The sequence below is a fragment of the Pseudomonas sp. 910_23 genome, assembly GCF_052850795.1.
Genome location: NZ_VXCZ01000009.1, coordinates 214,343 through 232,971 on the forward strand (window position 1 = coordinate 214,343; position 18,629 = coordinate 232,971).

Annotated in this window: 17 protein-coding genes; 12 read left to right on the plus strand and 5 right to left on the minus strand. The window is 59.9% G+C overall.

From position 1 onward, the window contains the following. The first annotated feature begins 48 nt into the window (after positions 1-48). From FW800_RS13790 to FW800_RS13800, 3 genes are read left to right on the plus strand one after another with little or no spacing between them, the layout of a single operon-like run. On the plus strand, positions 49-573 hold the full coding sequence (locus FW800_RS13790; protein ID WP_248089270.1) for a (2Fe-2S)-binding protein: 525 nt from the start codon (positions 49-51) through the stop codon (positions 571-573). Beyond that, positions 570-1,559, plus strand: coding sequence for an FAD binding domain-containing protein (locus FW800_RS13795; protein ID WP_103734825.1), 990 nt, complete (start codon positions 570-572; stop codon positions 1,557-1,559). The genes FW800_RS13790 and FW800_RS13795 overlap by 4 nt, the downstream gene beginning before the upstream one ends. Beyond that, complete coding sequence (locus FW800_RS13800; protein WP_446437812.1) at positions 1,556-3,739, plus strand: xanthine dehydrogenase family protein molybdopterin-binding subunit; 2,184 nt, start codon at positions 1,556-1,558, stop codon at positions 3,737-3,739. The genes FW800_RS13795 and FW800_RS13800 overlap by 4 nt, the downstream gene beginning before the upstream one ends. 137 nt (positions 3,740-3,876) lie before the next feature. Here the strand turns inward: FW800_RS13800 and FW800_RS13805 are convergent, their stop codons facing one another. Then, positions 3,877-5,115, minus strand: coding sequence for an MFS transporter (locus tag FW800_RS13805; protein WP_446437813.1), 1,239 nt, complete (start codon positions 5,113-5,115; stop codon positions 3,877-3,879). A gap of 316 nt (positions 5,116-5,431) precedes the next feature. On the opposite strand from FW800_RS13805, the gene FW800_RS13810 reads away from it, so the two are divergent. From FW800_RS13810 to FW800_RS13820, 3 genes are read left to right on the plus strand one after another with little or no spacing between them, the layout of a single operon-like run. Continuing rightward, positions 5,432-6,871: a cytochrome ubiquinol oxidase subunit I gene (locus FW800_RS13810; protein ID WP_005791629.1), complete on the plus strand. Its 1,440-nt coding sequence runs from the start codon at positions 5,432-5,434 to the stop codon at positions 6,869-6,871. A gap of 1 nt (position 6,872) precedes the next feature. After that, the gene (gene cydB, locus FW800_RS13815) at positions 6,873-7,880 is read left to right on the plus strand and encodes a cytochrome d ubiquinol oxidase subunit II (protein WP_005791627.1); all 1,008 of its coding nucleotides are present in this window, start codon (positions 6,873-6,875) and stop codon (positions 7,878-7,880) included. 12 nt (positions 7,881-7,892) lie between these two features. Beyond that, positions 7,893-8,060 carry a DUF2474 domain-containing protein gene (locus FW800_RS13820; protein WP_078822377.1) on the plus strand — a complete coding sequence of 56 codons (168 nt, stop codon included), beginning with the start codon at positions 7,893-7,895 and terminating at the stop codon, positions 8,058-8,060. Positions 8,061-8,126: 66 nt separating this feature from the next. Here FW800_RS13820 and FW800_RS13825 read toward each other — a convergent pair whose 3' ends face one another. Both FW800_RS13825 and FW800_RS13830 read right to left on the minus strand, forming a co-directional pair. Continuing rightward, the gene (locus tag FW800_RS13825) at positions 8,127-9,251 is read right to left on the minus strand and encodes a methyltransferase (RefSeq protein ID WP_446437814.1); all 1,125 of its coding nucleotides are present in this window, start codon (positions 9,249-9,251) and stop codon (positions 8,127-8,129) included. Positions 9,252-9,395: 144 nt separating this feature from the next. After that, positions 9,396-10,106 carry a helix-turn-helix transcriptional regulator gene (locus tag FW800_RS13830; protein ID WP_446437815.1) on the minus strand — a complete coding sequence of 237 codons (711 nt, stop codon included), beginning with the start codon at positions 10,104-10,106 and terminating at the stop codon, positions 9,396-9,398. A 458-nt stretch (positions 10,107-10,564) separates the two neighbouring features. Here FW800_RS13830 and FW800_RS13835 point away from each other — a divergent pair, with 458 nt between their 5' ends. Continuing rightward, positions 10,565-11,341 (plus strand): ferredoxin--NADP reductase, encoded by a 777-nt coding sequence (locus tag FW800_RS13835; protein WP_057703272.1) that lies wholly within the window; start codon positions 10,565-10,567, stop codon positions 11,339-11,341. Between the two features lie 40 nt (positions 11,342-11,381). On the opposite strand, the gene mscL is transcribed toward FW800_RS13835, so the two are convergent. Further along, positions 11,382-11,801, minus strand: a complete 420-nt coding sequence (mscL, locus tag FW800_RS13840) for a large-conductance mechanosensitive channel protein MscL (RefSeq protein WP_005791618.1) — start codon at positions 11,799-11,801, stop codon at positions 11,382-11,384. Between the two features lie 287 nt (positions 11,802-12,088). Between mscL and katB the strand changes: the two genes are divergently transcribed. From katB to radA, 3 genes are read left to right on the plus strand one after another with little or no spacing between them, the layout of a single operon-like run. Continuing rightward, the gene (gene katB, locus FW800_RS13845) at positions 12,089-13,630 is read left to right on the plus strand and encodes a catalase KatB (RefSeq protein WP_446437816.1); all 1,542 of its coding nucleotides are present in this window, start codon (positions 12,089-12,091) and stop codon (positions 13,628-13,630) included. Positions 13,631-13,687: 57 nt separating this feature from the next. After that, a complete protein-coding gene (locus tag FW800_RS13850) occupies positions 13,688-14,227 on the plus strand; it encodes an ankyrin repeat domain-containing protein (protein ID WP_005791615.1) in 540 nt (179 codons plus the stop codon). A gap of 35 nt (positions 14,228-14,262) precedes the next feature. Beyond that, entirely contained in the window at positions 14,263-15,630 is a 1,368-nt protein-coding gene (gene radA / locus FW800_RS13855) for a DNA repair protein RadA (protein ID WP_005791613.1), read from the plus strand. Between the two features lie 143 nt (positions 15,631-15,773). On the opposite strand, the gene FW800_RS13860 is transcribed toward radA, so the two are convergent. Further along, positions 15,774-16,142, minus strand: a complete 369-nt coding sequence (locus FW800_RS13860) for a PilZ domain-containing protein (RefSeq protein WP_216092128.1) — start codon at positions 16,140-16,142, stop codon at positions 15,774-15,776. A 173-nt stretch (positions 16,143-16,315) separates the two neighbouring features. Between FW800_RS13860 and FW800_RS13865 the strand changes: the two genes are divergently transcribed. Next, complete coding sequence (locus tag FW800_RS13865) at positions 16,316-18,382, plus strand: carbon starvation CstA family protein (protein ID WP_005791609.1); 2,067 nt, start codon at positions 16,316-16,318, stop codon at positions 18,380-18,382. A gap of 15 nt (positions 18,383-18,397) precedes the next feature. Further along, positions 18,398-18,595, plus strand: a complete 198-nt coding sequence (locus FW800_RS13870) for a YbdD/YjiX family protein (protein ID WP_446437817.1) — start codon at positions 18,398-18,400, stop codon at positions 18,593-18,595. The last annotated feature ends 34 nt before the right edge of the window (positions 18,596-18,629 follow it).

Sequence of the window (18,629 nt, forward strand, 5' to 3'; positions counted from 1 at the left end):
GGCGATTTTCCTGAACGCCGCGGATGTACTTCAACCCGTGAGGTGTTTATGAGCGCAAACCCCAATGGCGCGGCGGCCCAGCCGTTTGCCCGCCACCCGATACGCATGACACTCAACGGCCAGCCGCGCCAACTGGATGTGCTGCCCTGGACCACCTTGCTCGACCTGCTGCGCGAACAGCTTGACCTGGTCGGCAGCAAAAAGGGCTGCGACCACGGTCAGTGCGGTGCCTGCACCGTATTGCGTGACGGCAAGCGCGTAAATGCCTGCCTGACCCTGGCCGTGATGTGCGACGGCGCCGAGTTGACCACCATCGAAGGGCTGGCCGAAGGCGACCAGTTGCACCCCATGCAGCAAGCCTTCATCAAGCATGACGCCTTCCAGTGCGGCTATTGCACCCCCGGCCAGATCTGTTCCGCCGTGGGCCTGGCCAATGAAGGCCGCGCCCACGACCGTGCGCAGATCCAGGAACTGATGAGCGGCAACCTGTGCCGCTGCGGTGCCTACAGCAATATCCGTGACGCGATTGAAGAGGCGCTGCCGGTGTGCCACCGCTCGGGAGGTGAACAATGAACCCCTTCCACTACAGCAAGCCTGCCGATGTTCAAGAGGCGGTGCACCTGAGCAACGCGGCCTCGCGCTTCATTGCCGGTGGTACCAACCTGCTGGACTTGATGAAAGAAAACATCAGCCGCCCGGAACACTTGATCGATATCACCGGCTTGCCCTTGCACGAGGTTGAAGAAACCGCCGATGGCGGCGTGCGGATTGGCGCGCTGGTGAGCAATGCCGACCTGGCCTGGCACCCGCTGATCGAACAGCGTTACCCATTGTTGTCCCAAGCGATCCTGGCGGGGGCCTCGCCGCAATTGCGCAACATGGCCAGTACCGGTGGCAACCTGTTGCAGCGTACCCGCTGCTACTACTTCTATGACGCTACGGTGCCGTGCAACAAGCGCGAGCCCGGTAGCGGCTGCCCGGCGCGTACGGGGTTGAACCGCATCCATGCGATCCTTGGCGCCAGTGAGCAGTGCGTGGCCACGCATCCCTCGGACATGTGCGTGGCCCTGGCGGCGCTCCAGGCGCGGGTGCATGTAGAAGGGCGTGGTGGTGCACGCGTCATCGAGTTCGCCGATTTCCACCGTCTGCCCGGCGATGCGCCGCAGCGCGACAACCAATTGGCCGATGACGAACTGATCACCGCGATCGAACTGCCTGCCGACCATCTGGCCCGGCATAGCCACTACCTGAAAATCCGCGACCGGGCCTCGTATGCCTTTGCTTTGGTGTCGGTGGCTGCGGCGCTGGAACTGGACGGCGACACCATCATCGATGCGCGCCTGGCCCTTGGCGGCGTGGCGCACAAACCCTGGCGCGACCGCGCAGTGGAAGCGGCATTGATCGGTCAGACCGTCAGCCGCGAAACCTTCAGCAACGCTGCCGATGCCCTATTGCAAGACGCCGAGCCGCTGGAGCACAACGGCTTCAAGATCAAACTGGCACGACGCGCAATCATCCGTGCCCTGAGCGACGCTGCTGTCGCAGGAGAACAGCCATGAGTGCCATCGGCAAACCCCTGGACCGTGTCGACGGTCTGCTCAAGGTCACAGGCCAGGCGCGTTATGCCGGTGAGTTCCCTGAGGATGGCCTGCTGCATGGCAGCGTCGTCTCCAGCACCATCGCCAAAGGCCGCGTTATAAAGATCGATGCCTCCAAGGCCCTGGCCTTGCCCGGCGTGGTCGAGGTCATTGATCACCTCAATCGCCCCAGAATCGCCAGCTATGACGACGCCTTCCAGGATGATGATGCCGCCGACGGCTCACCCTTTCGCCCGCTGTACAACGACCGCGTGCTTTACAGCGGCCAGCCCCTGGCCCTGGTGATCGCCGATAACCTGGAACTGGCCCGGCACGCCGGCTCACTGGTGCACATCGAATACGCGCCTGAAGCGTTCGAAACGGATCTGCTCACCCAGCAGGAAGGGGCCTACCCTTCACCGCAGACACCGCCCAAACCACGCGGCAACTTTCAGGCCGAGTGGGCCGGTGCGGCGATCAGCCTCGATCTGCATTACAGCACCCCCATCGAACACCACAACCCCATGGAGCCCCATGCCAGCACCGTGCTGTATCAGGCGGACGGCACGTTGCATATCCACGACAAAACCCAGGGGCCGCAGAACTGCCAAGCCTACGTGCAAAAAGTGTTCGGCCTGGATAAAAGCCAGGTGCGCATCTTTGCTGCCTTTGTCGGTGGCGCCTTCGGTTCGGGCCTGCGCCCGCAGTACCAACTACCACTGGCAGTGATGGCGTCCCTGGCGCTCAAGCGGTCGGTGCGCGTGACCCTGACTCGCCAGCAGATGTTCACCTTCGGCTATCGCCCACGCACTTTGCAGCGTTTGCAGATGGGTGCCGCCGCCAATGGGCGCTTGCTGGCCCTGGGGCATACCGCGATTGGCCAGACCTCGCGCTTCGAGGATTTCAGCGAGCACGTGGTGGAGTGGAGCGGCATGCTCTATCACTGCGACAACGTGCAACTGACCTACAAGCTGGTGCCGCTGGATGTATTCACTCCGTTGGACATGCGCGCCCCCGGTGCTGCGCTGGGCGTGATCGGCCTGGAATGTGCCATGGATGAACTGGCCTGCGCCTTGGCCATCGACCCGGTGCAACTGCGGCTGATCAACTACGCCGAGCGCAACCAGAACGAAGACAAACCCTGGTCGAGCAAAGCCCTGCGCGAATGCTACAGCGAAGGCGCCGAACGCTTCGGCTGGAGCCAGCGCAACCCGGAACCGCGCAGTATGCGCGACGGTCGCCAATTGATCGGCTGGGGCATGGCCGGTGGGGTGTGGGAAGCCATGCAGATGAAGGCCAGCGCCAAGGCACGCATCGATAGCAGCGGCAAACTCACCGTCAGCAGTGCCACCACCGACATTGGCACGGGCACCTACACGGTGATGACCCAGATTGCCTCTCAGGCCAGTGGCGTGGCGATGGCCGATATCAGTTTTCTGTTGGGTGATTCGTCATTGCCCACGGCGCCGTTGCAGGGCGGTTCGTTTACCGTGTCTTCCGTCGGCACCGCTGTACAGCAAGCGTGCGAAGCGCTGAATGCCAAATTGCTGGAGATCGCCCGGCAGACTTACCCGGTATTCAAGGATGCCGATTCGGTTCGGTTTGAAGACGGCCAGCTACACAGCGGTGACGTGAGCGTGTCGTTGGCGCAACTGGTCAAGGACAGCGGTGAAGACGCCTTGCAGGTACAGGTCGACAGCGAGCCCGACAAGAAGCGCGAGGGTTATGCCAGCGCTACGCACTCGGCGGTGTTCGTCGAAGTGCGGGTGGATGAAGACCTGGGCACCATCAAGGTCAGCCGTGTGGTCAGCGCGATTGCTGCCGGGCGCGTGGTCAACCCGAAGATGGCCCGCAGCCAGATCCTTGGCGGCGTGGTGTGGGGCATTGGCATGGCGCTGCATGAAGAGACCCAGGTCGACCACTCATTGGGGCGCTACATGAACCACAGCCTGGCCGAGTACCACATCCCGGTGAACGCCGATATCGGCGAGATTGACGTGCTGTTTGTCGAAGAACACGACGATGTGGTTAACGCACTAGGGTCCAAGGGCGTGGGGGAGATCGGCATTGTCGGCGTGGCGGCGGCAGTGGCGAATGCGATTTACCACGCCACCGGCAAGCGGGTGCGGGAGTTTCCAATCACCTTGGATAAAGTGCTCTAGCACCGGTGTTCCAAACACCGAAGCTCCAACTGTGGGAGCTGGCTTGCCTACGATAGCGGTGCCTCAGCCACCAGAGAGTTGCCTGATACACCGTTATCGCGGGCAAGCCCGGCTCCCACAGGGTACAACGCTTAAGCTTATGGCTTGGTTTCTTCCACCGGCACATGCATACGATCGCGATTGGCCAGGGTCGGGAACAACTTGATCCATACCCCGGTCACCACCAGGGTGCCGATCCCGCCCATTACCACCGCCGGCACGGTGCCGAACCAATGGGCGGTTATCCCGGACTCGAACTCGCCCAGTTGATTGGATGCACCGATAAACAGGCCATTGACCGCGCTGACTCGCCCACGCATCTCATCCGGTGTTTCCAGTTGCACGAACGACGCGCGGATCACCATGCTGATCATGTCCGCCGCGCCGAGCACTACCAGCACCGCCAGGGAGAACCAGAACGAGGTCGAGAGGCCGAAGGCAATGGTCGCCACGCCGAATACGCCGACGGCGGTGAACATCACGCGTCCTACCTTGCGGTCTACCGAGAACCGCGCCAGCCACAGCGACATCAGCAAGGCGCCCACCGCCGGTGCCGAGCGCAGCAGGCCCAGGCCCCAGGCGCCGGTCAGCAGGATGTCCTTGGCGAACACCGGCAGCAACGCGGTGGCGCCGCCCAGCAGTACGGCAAACAGGTCCAGGGAGATGGCGCCGAGGATGTCCGGGCGGCTGCGGATAAAGCGGATGCCGGCCAGCAGCGAGTCCATCGTGGCCTTGGCTTTGTTGAGCGGCGTCTGGCGGGTGGGCAGGTTCAAGGTCAGGACGCAGGCAATCAGGTACAGCGCCACGGTCGGCCCGTACACCCACACGCTACCAAACGCGTAGAGCAAACCGCCAACGGCGGGTGCGACGATGGTCGCCAGTTGCTGGGCCGATTGCGATGCCGCCACGGCCCGTGGGAACAACGCGCTGGGCACGATGCTTGGCAACAGTGCCTGGGTGGTGGGCATTTCAAACGAACGGGCGGCGCCTAGCAGGAAGGCGAGGATAAAGATCATCTCGCGGGTCACGTTGCCGGTCAGGCCGCCGATGGCCAGGGACAAGGCAATCAGCGCCTGTAACGTCTGGCAAATGGCGGCGACCCTGCGTCGCTCATAGCGATCGGCTACATGCCCGGTGTGCAGCATGAACAGCACGCGCGGTACGAATTCCACCAGGCCAACCAGCCCCAGGTCCAGCACGTTGCCGGTCAGTTGGTAGAGGTTCCAGCCGATCGCCACGGTGAGCATCTGGAAACCGCTGGCGGTAAAGATCCGCGCCAGCCAGAACGCGATGAAAGGGCGGTGGTGACGTAACAGCAACGCGGGTTCACTGGGCATCGGCAATCAGGTCGGCAACGGGGGAATGGCGAGATTAGCATCAAGCTGTAACAAATAGTTGCAAGAACAGGGCTGAGGCAAGCTGTCACGCGGCAAAAGACCACACAGTCCTACAGCAAAAATGGGACTACTCTTTCAACGATGCTTGATCCAGATCAAAACCTGCCCCGGAATTGCTCTGGAGGCCGCAAGGCCAGAATCCCCACGAGATGGGTAAAAAAAGAAACGAATTGAAATTCGCCACACTCCATATCCGTGGGGGCAGTGGGTGCAGGCTCCCAGCCAGCAGCCGGTATTACCTGACAGAGGAAGACTTATGTTCGGTTTGGAGGCGCTAGATCTCGCCCGAATTCAATTCGCGTTCACCATCTCGTTTCACATCCTGTTCCCGGCGATCACCATCGGCCTGGCCAGTTACCTTGCGGTGCTGGAGGGCTTGTGGCTCAAGACTCATAACGATACCTACCGTGACCTCTACCATTTCTGGTCGAAGATCTTTGCCGTCAACTTCGGCATGGGTGTGGTCTCCGGCTTGGTCATGGCCTATCAGTTCGGCACCAACTGGAGCCGTTTCTCGGACTTCGCCGGTGCTGTCACCGGGCCATTGCTGACGTACGAAGTGCTCACGGCCTTCTTCCTTGAGGCCGGTTTCCTCGGTGTGATGCTGTTCGGCTGGAACAAGGTGGGGCGCAAGCTGCACTTTTTCTCCACGGTGATGGTGGCCGTGGGGACGTTGATCTCCACGTTCTGGATTCTCGCCTCCAACAGCTGGATGCAAACGCCACAGGGCTTTGAAATCATTGATGGCCGGGTAATTCCCACTGATTGGCTGGCGGTGATCTTCAACCCTTCGTTCCCCTATCGCCTGATGCACATGGCCACGGCTGCATTTGTTGCCACGGCATTCTTCGTCGGCTCGTCGGCGGCCTGGCATTTGCTGCGCGGCAAGGACAACCCGGCGATCCGCAAAATGCTCTCCATGGCGATGTGGATGGCGCTGATTGTCGCGCCCATCCAGGCGGTGATCGGTGACTTCCATGGCCTCAATACCCTCAAGCATCAACCGGCAAAAATCGCCGCGATTGAAGGCCACTGGGAAAACATCGGCAACGAGCCGACGCCATTGATCCTGTTCGGCTGGCCGGACATGAAAGCCGAGAAGACCAAATACGCGGTCGAGATCCCGTACCTGGGCAGTCTGATCCTGACCCACTCCCTGGACAAGCAGGTGCCGGCCCTCAAGGAGTTCCCGCCTGAGGACCGCCCCAACTCGACCATCGTGTTCTGGTCGTTCCGGGTCATGGTTGGCTTGGGTTTCCTGATGATCTTCACCGGTCTGTTCAGCCTGTGGCTGCGCCGTGGCGACAAGATGTACACATCCAAGCCGTTCCTGTACCTGGCGCTGTGGATGGGCCCGTCGGGCTTGATTGCGATTCTTGCTGGTTGGTTCACCACTGAAATCGGCCGCCAGCCTTGGGTGGTCTACGGGCTGATGCGCACCGCAGATGCCTCGTCCGGGCATAGCCTGGCGCAGATGACCATTACCCTGGTGTTGTTCGTGGTGGTGTACTTCGCGCTGTTCGGCGCAGGCCTGGGTTACATGATGCGCCTAGTGCGCAAGGGCCCTGTGACTCACGACAGTACCGAACCGGCCCATGGTGGCCCTGGTCAGAAACGCACCCCGGCGCGTCCGTTGTCTGCCGCCGACGATGGCAGCGATAACGACCACGACCACATCCAGCACAAGGGGAATTGAGATGGGTATTGATCTTCCGCTGATCTGGGCCGTGATTATCATCTTCGGCATCATGATGTATGTGGTCATGGACGGCTTCGACCTGGGTATCGGCATCCTCTTTCCGTTTATCCCCGGCAAAGTCGACCGTGACGTGATGATGAACACCGTGGCCCCTGTATGGGACGGCAACGAAACCTGGCTGGTACTCGGCGGCGCGGCGTTGTTTGGCGCGTTCCCGCTGGCGTATTCGGTGGTATTGTCGGCGTTGTATCTGCCGCTGATCCTGATGCTGATCGGGCTGATCTTCCGCGGCGTGGCCTTTGAGTTCCGCTTCAAGGCCAAGGACCACAAGCGTCACCTGTGGGACAAGGCGTTTATCGGTGGCTCGCTGGCAGCGACCTTCTTCCAGGGCGTGGCGTTGGGCGCCTTTATCGATGGCATCCCGGTGGTGGACCGCCAGTTTGCCGGTGGTTCACTGGACTGGCTCACACCGTTCACGATGTTCTGCGGCGTGGCGCTGATCGTGGCCTATGCCTTGCTCGGCTGCACCTGGCTGATCATGAAGACCGAGGGCAAGTTGCAGGAGCAGATGCATAACCTGGCGCGGCCGTTGGCTTTCGTGGTGTTGGCGGTGATCGGTATCGTCAGTATCTGGACGCCGCTGACCCACCCGGAAATCGCTTCGCGCTGGTTCACCTTGCCGAACCTGTTCTGGTTCCTGCCGGTGCCGGTTCTGGTATTGGTCACGATGTACGGACTGTTCCGCGCCGTGGCCCGTCATGCGCACTACACGCCGTTCCTGCTGACACTGGTGTTGATCTTCCTGGGCTACAGCGGCCTGGGCATCAGCCTGTGGCCCAATATCATCCCGCCGTCCGTGTCGATCTGGGACGCTGCGGCACCGCCGCAAAGCCAGGGCTTCATGCTGGTGGGCACGTTGTTCATCATCCCGTTCATCCTGGGTTATACCTTCTGGAGCTACTACGTGTTCCGCGGCAAGGTCACCCACGAAGACGGCTACCACTAGGAGGGTTGAAACATGTCCGGTAAACCTTCACTGCACGAGATTGAACAGGCCGAGAAGCAGCCATTGTGGCGGCGCCTGGGATGGCTGGCGGGGATCTGGGTGGGCAGCGTGCTGGCCCTGTTCGTGGTGGCCAGCCTGATGCGCATGTTCATGAATGCGGCGGGCCTGACCACGCACTGACATACCGAACCGGCCTGCCAGCGTGAGAGGCAAGCCCTGCTCTTCTATTGGAAGGGCAGGGCTTTTTTATTTGCGCGCTTTGAGGATGACGAACTTTGGTGTGGCCGCCACTTGTTCGACGCCACGGAACAATCGCGCCAACTTGCTGTGGTAGCCCAGGTGGCGATTACCCACGATATACAACGCGCCGCCCACTACCAGGGCTTCGCGTGCCTGCTGGAACATGCGCCAGGCGAGGAAGTCACCCACCACTTGTTGTTGATGAAACGGTGGGTTGCACAGCACCACGTCCAACGATTGCGCCTCCTGACCGGCCAGGCCGTCATCGGCGCGTACAATAACGTCGCGATTGCCCAGAGCGGCTTGCCAGTTTTCAGCCGCCGATTGCACGGCCATATAGGACTCATCCACCAGCGTGTACTGCGCGTCGGGGTTTTGCAGAGCGCTGGCAATCGCCAATACGCCATTGCCGCAGCCCAGGTCTGCCACGCGGGCGCTGCCAAGGTTTTTCGGCAGGTGCGGCAGGAAGGCGCGGGTGCCGATGTCCAGGCCCTCGCGGCAGAAAACGTTGGCGTGGTTGAGCAACTCGATCGCTGGCGCGTCCAGCCTGTAGCGGGTGGGATAGGGCGAGACTGCGACAGGACGATCTGCCACGGTGGCGATCAGCAATCGCGCCTTTTTGACCGCAAGCGTCGCGTGCATCGGCCCGATGTAACGCTCCAGCAGCTCACCGGCGGCGCGGGGCAAGTGCTTGACCATCGCCCCGGCGATCACCTCGGCGCCCGGCGCCAATTGCCCTTGCAGGCGGATCAACTGATCTTCCAGCAGCGCCAGGGTTTTTGGCACACGGATCAGCACCCGATCGAAAGGCCCCACCGGCGCGGTGCTGGCGGGTACGAATGGCACGGCATCAAACGCCTTGCCGTTGCGCACCAGGTTTTTCTCCAGGGCTTGGGCGGCGAGGAACGAGTCGCCGCTGGAGGTCACCGGCATCTGGCCCGCAAGGCTGGCCGCGAGGGCACCGAAGCTGTCATTGAGTACCAGCACGCGGGTCAGCGCATTGGGTTGCTGTGCGCCAAGGTGGTTGAGCAGGTACTCGTCGGCGGCATCGAAGGCTTGCAGCGGATCATTGTGTTGCTCTGGCTGACGAATCAGATCGAGCTGGGCGAAGGGGCTGTCAAGCAGGGGCATGGGGGACGAATGCTCTGGGTAATCGACGGAACCGTCTGAGTGAACGGCGAAGCGACCCGCTGAAGGGGGTGGCATCAACACTCAGAATTGGCCGTAAATGTTACGTTTTTTTTTACGCAATGACATGGGGTGTTTAATTGACGATTACAGCATTCCGGCTTTGGCGAGGCAGAGCACAGCCTGGATCTTACTGGTGACCTTCAATTTGCTGAGCACCCTGCCGACATGAAAACCCACCGTGCGCTCGGACAGGCACAGAATGCGAGCGATCTCCGCGGCGGTCTTGCCCATGGCGCACCATCTGAGAATCTCCGTTTCGCGGGCCGTTAACTTGAATGGCGCCTCGTCGATGGGCTCGCCGGTGTATTGAAGCGCGACGACCGCATGCATCGCATGGCAGAGCCACAATACTTGACCGGCTTTTTCGTAAAGCTCTTCAGGGCTGACCTCACCCTTGTCACGCACCAGGGTCAGCATACTGAATACACCCTTGAAATCATGCACCGCCTGCGACCAGCCCATATGCACCCCACATGACTGAGCCAAGTCCCACAATTCAGGTGCGTTACCGAAGGCTTGCTTCTCCCAGAGGATGGGCAGTACAGAGTGCTTGCAGTGAACTACAGCCGGATCTTTGTCGAAGAAACCTGCTTGTTGATAGATTTTGTTCCATTCATTTGGGTAGTTGTTGCAGTTGAAAGGCTTTGCTTGGGTATTTTCGGATTGAGTACTCATTGTGAACGAGCAATATTTGAACCCCATTTCCTGAGTGCGGTTGATCACCATTTCATACACGGTGGTGATTTCGCTCTCGCCTTCCAGCTTGGGCAGCCGTGAATTGTGCCAATTGACCATCGGTAACTCTCCATGGGTTTCTTTGTGACTTGGGTACTTCCTGATCCCCAATCCAACACGAAAACAAGTGTAGGACACGTCGTACAAGCTAGTCTGAAAAAAAATTCATCAAGTGGTTGGTCTTCGGGTTTCAGATATGTACAAGCGTTATTGGTTTGTATGAAAAAACCGATGGGACATTTTTTTTGCACTGGTTTTAATGACTTGCAGGTGATATCAAAATGACGTCTTCGGACGGCGTAGTTTCATCTTGTGGCGCATTCCGGTTGGGTTAATAGCCAAATGATTAGTATGAGTGTGCGGCGCGTTGTTTGCTGCGGATTGCGGGTGAACCGCTGGCTCACTTGCGTCACTGACAGGCGGTGCGCGATGGGTAAATGCAATGCCAGTACAAATCAACGGTGTTTGCGTCATCTGCTTTGAGAGACACTAGCGGCCTGTGCAAAACGGAGCCTCCCATGACGGCCAGTGCTGAGAAATTTACCCGCCAGACCTTGCTCGACGTGCAATCGCTGACCCCCAGCCTCTTCACCCTGCGCACCACTCGCGACCCAGGCTTTCGCTTTACCGCCGGCCAGTTCGTGCGCCTGGGTGTGACCAAGGCCGATGGCAGCACCGTGTGGCGTGCCTATTCTGTGGTGTCATCGCCTTTTGATGAGCATCTCGACTTTTTTTCCATCGTTGTCCCTGGCGGGGAGTTCACCAGCGAACTCAGCCGGCTGCGGGTTGGCGATACCTTGTTGGTAGAGCGCCAAGCCACCGGCTTCCTGACCCTTAATCGCTTTGTCGACGGGCGCGACCTGTGGCTGCTGGGCACCGGCACAGGGGTTGCGCCGTTCCTGTCGATCTTGCAGGACTTTGAGGTCTGGGAAAAATTCGAACGCATCATTCTGGTGTACAGCGCGCGGGAAGCGAAAGAGCTGGCTTACCAGGCGCTGATCAAGGAACTGGGGGAGCGCGAGTACTTGGCCGAGTACGCGCATAAACTCACCTACATTCCCATCGTCACTCGCGAGCAACATCCGGGTGCGCTCAACGGGCGCATTACCACGCTGATCGAAAATGGCGAACTGGAGCGCGCGGCCGGCCTTGAGTTAACGCCGGAACACTCCCGCGTATTGATTTGCGGTAATCCGCAGATGGTCGATGACACCCGCCAGCTACTCAAGCAACGGGACATGCAACTGAGCCTGAGTCGACGCCCTGGTCAGGTTGCAGTAGAAAATTACTGGTAGAAAAAAGGCGCCTCACGAGGCGCCTTTTTGCAACCGCTGATTAAAGCGGTTTGTTGTTATTTTGAGCCTTGAGCAGATCGCGGATCTCGCCCAGCAGCACTTCTTCCTTGGTCGGCGTCGGTGGCAAGCTAGGGGCTACGGCCTCTTCTCGCTTCAAGCGGTTGATGGCCTTCACACCCATGAAGATCGCAAAAGCAACGATCACGAAGTCGATGATGCTCTGGATGAACTTGCCATAAGCCAGCACCACCGCCGGTACGTCACCCTGCGCGGCCTTGAGCGTTATCGCCAGGTCGGCAAAGTCCACACCCCCGATCAGCAGACCGATAGGCGGCATAATCACGTCGCCTACAAACGAGGAAACAATTTTGCCGAAGGCGGCGCCGATGATGATACCGACGGCCATGTCGACCACATTACCTTTGACCGCGAAGGCCTTGAACTCACTGATCACGCCCATAGGTTATTCCTTGTTACAGTTGAGAAGGGTGGAGGTCAGTGTAATTCAGTCGTACAAGGCTTGCTCGACACAACTGTTAACACTGTCGATTTTTATCGACACATTAAAACGCAAATAGTTTGCAAAGTGCCACCAGTCGCGCGCGAATTACCCGTGATTTCAGCCAGTTACCAGATTATTTTATTAATCGGGCCTGTGGCGTTTTTCTATTTATCTTCTGACTCGCAGGTCTCTAGCCTCTGACAAGCACAACAGAATGTGCGCTAAAAAAACCAGAGGAAACCTCGATGAACACTCCAATCCGCCGCAGGCCCGTGTCCGCGCGTCACGCGTTGGCACTGGTGACCGCCAGCCTGCTGTCCCTCTCCGTGCAAGCCGCCAACCTGACCCGCGATAACGGGGCCAACGTCGGTGATAACCAGAACTCGCAAACGGCCGGAGCGAACGGCCCGGTATTGTTGCAGGACGTTCAGCTGATCCAGAAGTTGCAGCGCTTTGACCGCGAACGCATCCCCGAGCGTGTGGTACATGCCCGCGGTACCGGCGCCCATGGCACCTTCACGGTGACCGACAACCTCAGCGACCTGACCAAGGCCAAGGTGTTCGCCGCCGGTGAAACCACGCCAGTGTTCGTACGCTTTTCGGCGGTCGTCCACGGTAACCATTCCCCTGAAACCCTGCGTGACCCAAGGGGTTTTGCCACCAAGTTCTACACCGCCGAAGGTAACTGGGACCTGGTTGGCAATAACTTCCCGACCTTCTTTATCCGCGATGCCATCAAGTTCCCGGATATGGTCCATGCCTTCAAACCCGACCCACGCACCAACCTGGATGACGACTCGCGCCGTTTCGACTTCTTCTCCCATGTTCCCGAAGCCACGCGTACGTTGACCGAGTTGTACTCGGACTCCGGTACCCCGGCCAGTTACCGCGAGATGGACGGTAATGGCGTACATGCCTACAAGTTGATCAACGCCAAGGGCGAAGTGCACTACGTCAAGTTTCACTGGAAGAGCCTGCAAGGCATCAAGAACCTGGATCCCAAGCAAGTCACCGAAGTACAGGGTCGTGACTACAGTCATATGACCAACGACTTGGTCACCCATATCAACAAGGGCGACTTCCCCAAGTGGGACTTGTATGTGCAAGTGCTCAAGCCCGAGGACTTGGCCAAGTTTGATTTCGACCCCCTGGATGCCACCAAGATCTGGCCGGATGTACCTGAGCGTAAAGTCGGGCAGATGGTGCTCAATCGCAACCCGGCCAATGTCTTCCAGGAAACCGAGCAAGTCGCGATGGCGCCTGCCAACCTGGTGCCGGGCATCGAGCCGTCGGAAGACCGCCTGCTGCAAGGCCGGGTGTTCTCCTATGCCGATACGCAAATGTACCGCTTGGGTGCGAACGCCCTGCAACTGCCGATCAACGCTCCACGGGTCACCGTCAACAACGGTAACCAGGACGGTGCGATGAACTTCGGCAAAACCACCACCGGCGTGAACTACCAGCCAAGCCGGCTGTTGCCACGCGAAGAGCCGCAAACCGCGCGCTACAGCCAGTCGCCGCTGTCGGGCAGCACCCAGCAGGCGAAGATCCAGTGCGAGCAGAACTTCAAACAGGCCGGTGACCTGTACCGCTCCTACACCAAGAAAGAGCGTCAGGACTTGATCGACAATTTCGGCGGCTCGCTGGCCACCACCGATGACGAGAGCAAGCACATCATCCTGTCGTTCCTTTACAAGGCTGATCCGGAATACGGCACCGGCGTGACCAAGGTGGCCAAAGGTGATCTGGCTCGCGTGAAGGCGCTGGCGGAAAAACTGACTGACTGATTCGTTGGTTGCGGTCGGCGCCTCTACGGGCGTCGACCTTTGGCAGGAGAAGCCCCTATGCGTATCTCTATCGGTTTACTGATGGCCATGCTGGCCTTTGTCGCCCATGCGGAGTCTCCCGACCCGGTGGCGCTCAAGGCCCAGTTGCAGGATTACTACTTCGACGCCGCTCGCCGTGGCGACCTCGACATGCTCAATACCTTTATCGACTCCGGCTACAGCCTCAACACCCAGGATGACAAAGGCTACACGGCACTGATTCTCGCCGCTTATCACGGCCAGGGCTCGTACGTGGAGCGTCTGCTCGACGCGGGTGCCAACGCCTGCGTACAGGACAAACGCGGCAATACGGCGCTGATGGGCGCGATCTTCAAGGGTGAGCTGAAAATCGCCCAGCGCCTGCTGGCCACCGACTGCAACCCGGACCAACGCAATGGCGCGGGACAGACCGCCGCCATGTACGCCGGGCTGTTCAAACGCGTCGAGTTGCTGGGTGAACTGCAAGCCAAAGGCGCAGACCTGAACGCCGAGGACCCCGTCGGCAACAGTGCATCACGTTTGGCCAGTGGCGAAATCCGGACCCCGGCGTCGCGCTGAGCTATCATCGCGGTTTTTCGGTTGGAGGTTCTCACATGGCAAAGGCCAAGCGCATGTACGGCTGCACGGAGTGCGGCGCGACCTTTCCCAAATGGGCGGGCCAGTGCTCCGAATGCGGTGCGTGGAACACCCTGACTGAAACGATGATTGAAAGCGGTGGTGCCGCAGCCCCTACCGGCCGCGCCGGCTGGACCGGGCAACAGGCACAGATCAAGACCCTGGCCGAGGTCAGCGTCGAAGAGATCCCGCGTTTCTCCACCGCGTCCGGCGAACTGGACCGCGTACTTGGCGGTGGCCTGGTCGATGGATCGGTGGTGCTGATCGGGGGGGACCCGGGCATCGGCAAGTCGACCATCCTCTTGCAAACCCTGTGCAGCATCGCCAGTCGTATGCCGGCGCTGTACGTCACCGGCGAAGAATCCCAACAGCAAGTGGCCATGCGCGCCCGCCGTTTGGGCCTGCCCCAGGACCAGCTGCGGGTCATGACCGAAACCTGCATCGAAAGCATCATCGCCACGGCGCGGATCGAAAAGCCCAAGGTCATGGTGATCGACTCGATCCAGACGATTTTCACCGAGCAACTGCAATCGGCACCGGGCGGCGTGTCCCAGGTGCGCGAAAGTGCGGCGCTGTTGGTGCGCTACGCCAAGCAGAGCGGCACGGCGATCTTCCTGGTCGGCCACGTGACCAAGGAAGGCGCGCTGGCCGGGCCACGGGTGTTGGAGCACATGGTGGATACCGTGCTGTATTTCGAAGGTGAGTCCGATGGCCGCCTGCGTTTGCTGCGGGCGGTAAAAAACCGCTTTGGCGCCGTGAACGAGTTGGGTGTGTTCGCCATGACTGACCGTGGGCTGAAAGAAGTCTCCAACCCCTCGGCGATTTTTCTCACTCGCGCCCAGGAAGAAGTCCCGGGCAGTGTGGTGATGGCGACGTGGGAGGGTACCCGGCCCATGCTGGTGGAAGTCCAGGCGCTGGTGGATGACAGCCATTTGGCCAACCCGCGGCGGGTCACGCTTGGCCTGGACCAGAACCGTCTGGCGATGTTGCTGGCGGTATTGCACCGTCACGGCGGCATTCCGACTCATGACCAGGATGTTTTCCTTAACGTAGTGGGCGGGGTCAAGGTGCTGGAGACCGCCTCCGACCTGGCGCTGATGGCGGCGGTGATGTCCAGCCTGCGCAATCGGCCGCTGCCCCATGATCTGCTGGTGTTTGGTGAGGTCGGCCTGTCGGGCGAAGTCCGCCCGGTGCCCAGTGGGCAGGAGCGGTTGAAGGAGGCGGCCAAGCATGGGTTCAAGCGGGCGATCGTGCCCAAAGGCAATGCGCCGAAGGAAATGCCGGCAGGTTTGCAGGTGATTGGGGTGACGCGCCTGGAGCAGGCGTTGGATGCACTGTTCGAATAATCACCAGCATTGCAAATCCAATGTGGGAGGGGGCTTGCTCCCGATTGCGGTGGATCAGTAACAGATAGGCTGACTGACCCACCGCAATCGGGAGCAAGTCGAATCGTCGCACCGCCCCTCCCACATTTGAGTTGTGTTGGCTTCTAGATTTCCAGCAATGCCGCCAGCTCTCTGTGTAGCTCTTCCTCATCCCCCAGGTTCAACTCAATCAGTCGCCGCAAATGGCTGATCGAATCCAGATCGATATGTTGGCACACGAAGCCCAACTGCCCCTGATCCTCGTGGCTCAGCTTCACTTGCATCTTTATATGCGCTTTCGGATCCAGGCGTATGTCTACGTCGAACGGCAGCGCCTTGTTCCCCTTCCAGTCTTCGGGGCGCTCGACCAGTAGACCCTTTAGCGAGAGATCCACCAGTTTCACCGGAAAATCCCATCCGTTTTGCCGAATTTCGGTTTTGGCATCAAAAGCAATCCGGCGAAAACGGCGGCGATCAGACGGTTGCTCAGTCATGGTGAAGTCCTCGGTGGATAGGGGGATTGTAGCCTTGCGCCATCATTTGGCATTTATTTCGTTTTTTTGCCGCATAGAAGGCTCTAGACCAACGTAGGGGGCTGGTCTTTGAGGCCAACAGCGCTAAACTCGGGCTGGCTGTCCTTTCTGTCCACCCTGGCTGGAATACAAAAATGAAAAATAATAATAGCCTGCTACGCCACCTACCCTGGCTGGTGCTGGCAATCGTAGGAGCGTGCGCCCTGGGCGTAGTGGCCTTGCGCCGCGGCGAGGCGATCAACGCCTTGTGGATTGTGGTCGCTGCTGTGGCCATCTATCTGGTTGCGTACCGTTACTACAGTCTGTTCATCGCCAATAACGTGATGCAACTCGACCCTCGGCGGGCCACCCCCGCAGTGGTCAATAACGACGGTCTGGACTACGTGCCGACCAACAAACATATCCTTTTCGGTCACCACTTTGCGGCGATTGCCGGTGCAGGCCCGTTGGTCGGTCCGGTGCTGGCGGCGCAGATGGGCTACCTGCCCGGCACCCTGTGGCTGATTGCCGGTGTGGTGCTGGCGGGTGCGGTGCAGGACTTCATGATCCTGTTCCTGTCCACTCGTCGCAACGGGCGTTCCCTGGGTGACATGGTTCGCGAAGAGATGGGCCGCATTCCCGGGACCATTGCGCTGTTCGGCTGCTTTTTGATCATGATCATCATCCTCGCGGTGCTGGCACTGATTGTGGTCAAGGCCCTGGCCGAGAGCCCGTGGGGCATCTTTACGGTGATGGCGACCATCCCGATTGCGATGTTCATGGGCATCTACATGCGCTACATCCGCCCGGGCCGCATTGGTGAAATTTCGATCATTGGCGTGCTGTTGCTGCTGGGTTCGATCTGGCTGGGCGGGCAGATTGCCGCTGACCCGGTCTGGGCCAAAGCCTTCACCTTCACCGGGATCCAGATCACCTGGATGCTGATCGGCTACGGCTTCGTTGCCGCTGTTCTGCCGGTATGGCTGATCCTGGCGCCGCGTGACTACCTGTCGACGTTCCTGAAAATCGGCACCATCATCGCTCTGGCGATCGGCATCCTGGTCACCATGCCTGACCTGAAAATGCCGGCACTGACCCAGTTCATCGACGGCACTGGCCCGGTGTGGAAGGGCGGCCTGTTCCCGTTCCTGTTCATTACCATTGCCTGTGGCGCGGTCTCGGGCTTCCATGCGCTGATCTCTTCGGGCACCACGCCCAAGTTGCTCGCCAGTGAAAGCCACGCCCGTTACATCGGATACGGCGGCATGTTGATGGAGTCGTTCGTGGCCATCATGGCGATGGTTGCCGCTTCGGTGATCGAGCCTGGCGTGTACTTCGCCATGAACAGCCCGGCGGCGATTGTCGGTACTGACGTGGTCACCGTGGCGCAAACCGTTAGCAGTTGGGGCTTTGCAATTACCCCTGAAGCGCTGTCGGCTGTTGCCCACGATATCGGTGAAACCACCATCCTGGCGCGTGCCGGCGGTGCGCCGACGCTGGCAGTCGGTATCGCACAGATCCTGCACAGTGTGCTGCCAGGTGAAAACACCATGGCGTTCTGGTACCACTTTGCGATCCTGTTCGAAGCGCTGTTCATCCTCACGGCGGTCGATGCCGGTACCCGTGCCGGTCGTTTCATGCTGCAGGACCTGCTGGGTTCGTTCGTGCCTGCGCTCAAACGCACCGAGTCCTGGACCGCCAACCTGATCGCGACGGCCGGTTGCGTGGCGATGTGGGGTTACCTGCTGTATCAGGGCGTGATCGACCCACTGGGAGGCATCAACACCTTGTGGCCGCTGTTCGGTATCTCCAACCAGATGCTGGCGGGTATCGCGCTGATGCTGGCGACCGTTGTGCTGATCAAGATGAAGCGCCAGCGCTACATCTGGGTGACCATGTTGCCGGCCGTCTGGCTGCTGATCTGCACCACCACCGCAGGCTTCATCAAGCTGTTCGACGCCAACCCGGCGATCGGCTTCCTGTCGCTGGCCAAGAAATACAGCGATGCCCTGGCCAACGGTCAGATCCTCGCCCCGGCCAAGAGCATCGACCAGATGCAGCATGTGATCTGGAACGCCTACACCAACGCAACGCTGACGGCCCTGTTCCTGTTCGTGGTATTCAGCATCCTGTTCTATGCGCTCAAAGTCGGCGTAGCCGCCTGGGGCAACAAAGAGCGTACGGATAAAGAAGCACCCTTCCAGGCTGTACCGGACGCATAAACGAGGATTGCAGACATGTTCAATGACATCAGTCGCCTCGGTAAATACCTCGGTCAGGCCGCGCGCCTGATGGTCGGCATGCCCGACTACGACACCTACGTCGAGCATATGCAAACCAAACACCCGGACAAGCCGGTGATGGACTACAAGGCGTTCTTCCGCGAACGCCAGGAGGTCCGTTACGGCGGCAAGGGTGGGCCCAAGTGCTGTTGAGTTAACGCTACTCCCCTGTGGGAGGGGGCTTGCT

Bases quoted from the DNA above. Each gene is read 5' to 3' on its own strand.
- FW800_RS13865 (WP_005791609.1), top strand. From the start codon at position 16,316: ATGAAAAATAATAATAGCCTGCTACGCCACCTACCCTGGCTGGTGCTG.
- katB (WP_446437816.1), top strand. From the start codon at position 12,089: ATGAACACTCCAATCCGCCGCAGGCCCGTGTCCGCGCGTCACGCGTTG.
- mscL (WP_005791618.1), bottom strand. From the start codon at position 11,801: ATGGGCGTGATCAGTGAGTTCAAGGCCTTCGCGGTCAAAGGTAATGTG.
- FW800_RS13805 (WP_446437813.1), bottom strand. From the start codon at position 5,115: ATGCCCAGTGAACCCGCGTTGCTGTTACGTCACCACCGCCCTTTCATC.
- FW800_RS13835 (WP_057703272.1), top strand. From the start codon at position 10,565: ATGACGGCCAGTGCTGAGAAATTTACCCGCCAGACCTTGCTCGACGTG.
- FW800_RS13790 (WP_248089270.1), top strand. From the start codon at position 49: ATGAGCGCAAACCCCAATGGCGCGGCGGCCCAGCCGTTTGCCCGCCAC.
- FW800_RS13820 (WP_078822377.1), top strand. From the start codon at position 7,893: ATGTCCGGTAAACCTTCACTGCACGAGATTGAACAGGCCGAGAAGCAG.
- FW800_RS13810 (WP_005791629.1), top strand. From the start codon at position 5,432: ATGTTCGGTTTGGAGGCGCTAGATCTCGCCCGAATTCAATTCGCGTTC.
- FW800_RS13860 (WP_216092128.1), bottom strand. From the start codon at position 16,142: ATGACTGAGCAACCGTCTGATCGCCGCCGTTTTCGCCGGATTGCTTTT.
- radA (WP_005791613.1), top strand. From the start codon at position 14,263: ATGGCAAAGGCCAAGCGCATGTACGGCTGCACGGAGTGCGGCGCGACC.
- FW800_RS13870 (WP_446437817.1), top strand. From the start codon at position 18,398: ATGTTCAATGACATCAGTCGCCTCGGTAAATACCTCGGTCAGGCCGCG.
- FW800_RS13850 (WP_005791615.1), top strand. From the start codon at position 13,688: ATGCGTATCTCTATCGGTTTACTGATGGCCATGCTGGCCTTTGTCGCC.
- FW800_RS13830 (WP_446437815.1), bottom strand. From the start codon at position 10,106: ATGGTCAATTGGCACAATTCACGGCTGCCCAAGCTGGAAGGCGAGAGC.
- FW800_RS13825 (WP_446437814.1), bottom strand. From the start codon at position 9,251: ATGCCCCTGCTTGACAGCCCCTTCGCCCAGCTCGATCTGATTCGTCAG.
- FW800_RS13795 (WP_103734825.1), top strand. From the start codon at position 570: ATGAACCCCTTCCACTACAGCAAGCCTGCCGATGTTCAAGAGGCGGTG.
- FW800_RS13800 (WP_446437812.1), top strand. From the start codon at position 1,556: ATGAGTGCCATCGGCAAACCCCTGGACCGTGTCGACGGTCTGCTCAAG.
- cydB (WP_005791627.1), top strand. From the start codon at position 6,873: ATGGGTATTGATCTTCCGCTGATCTGGGCCGTGATTATCATCTTCGGC.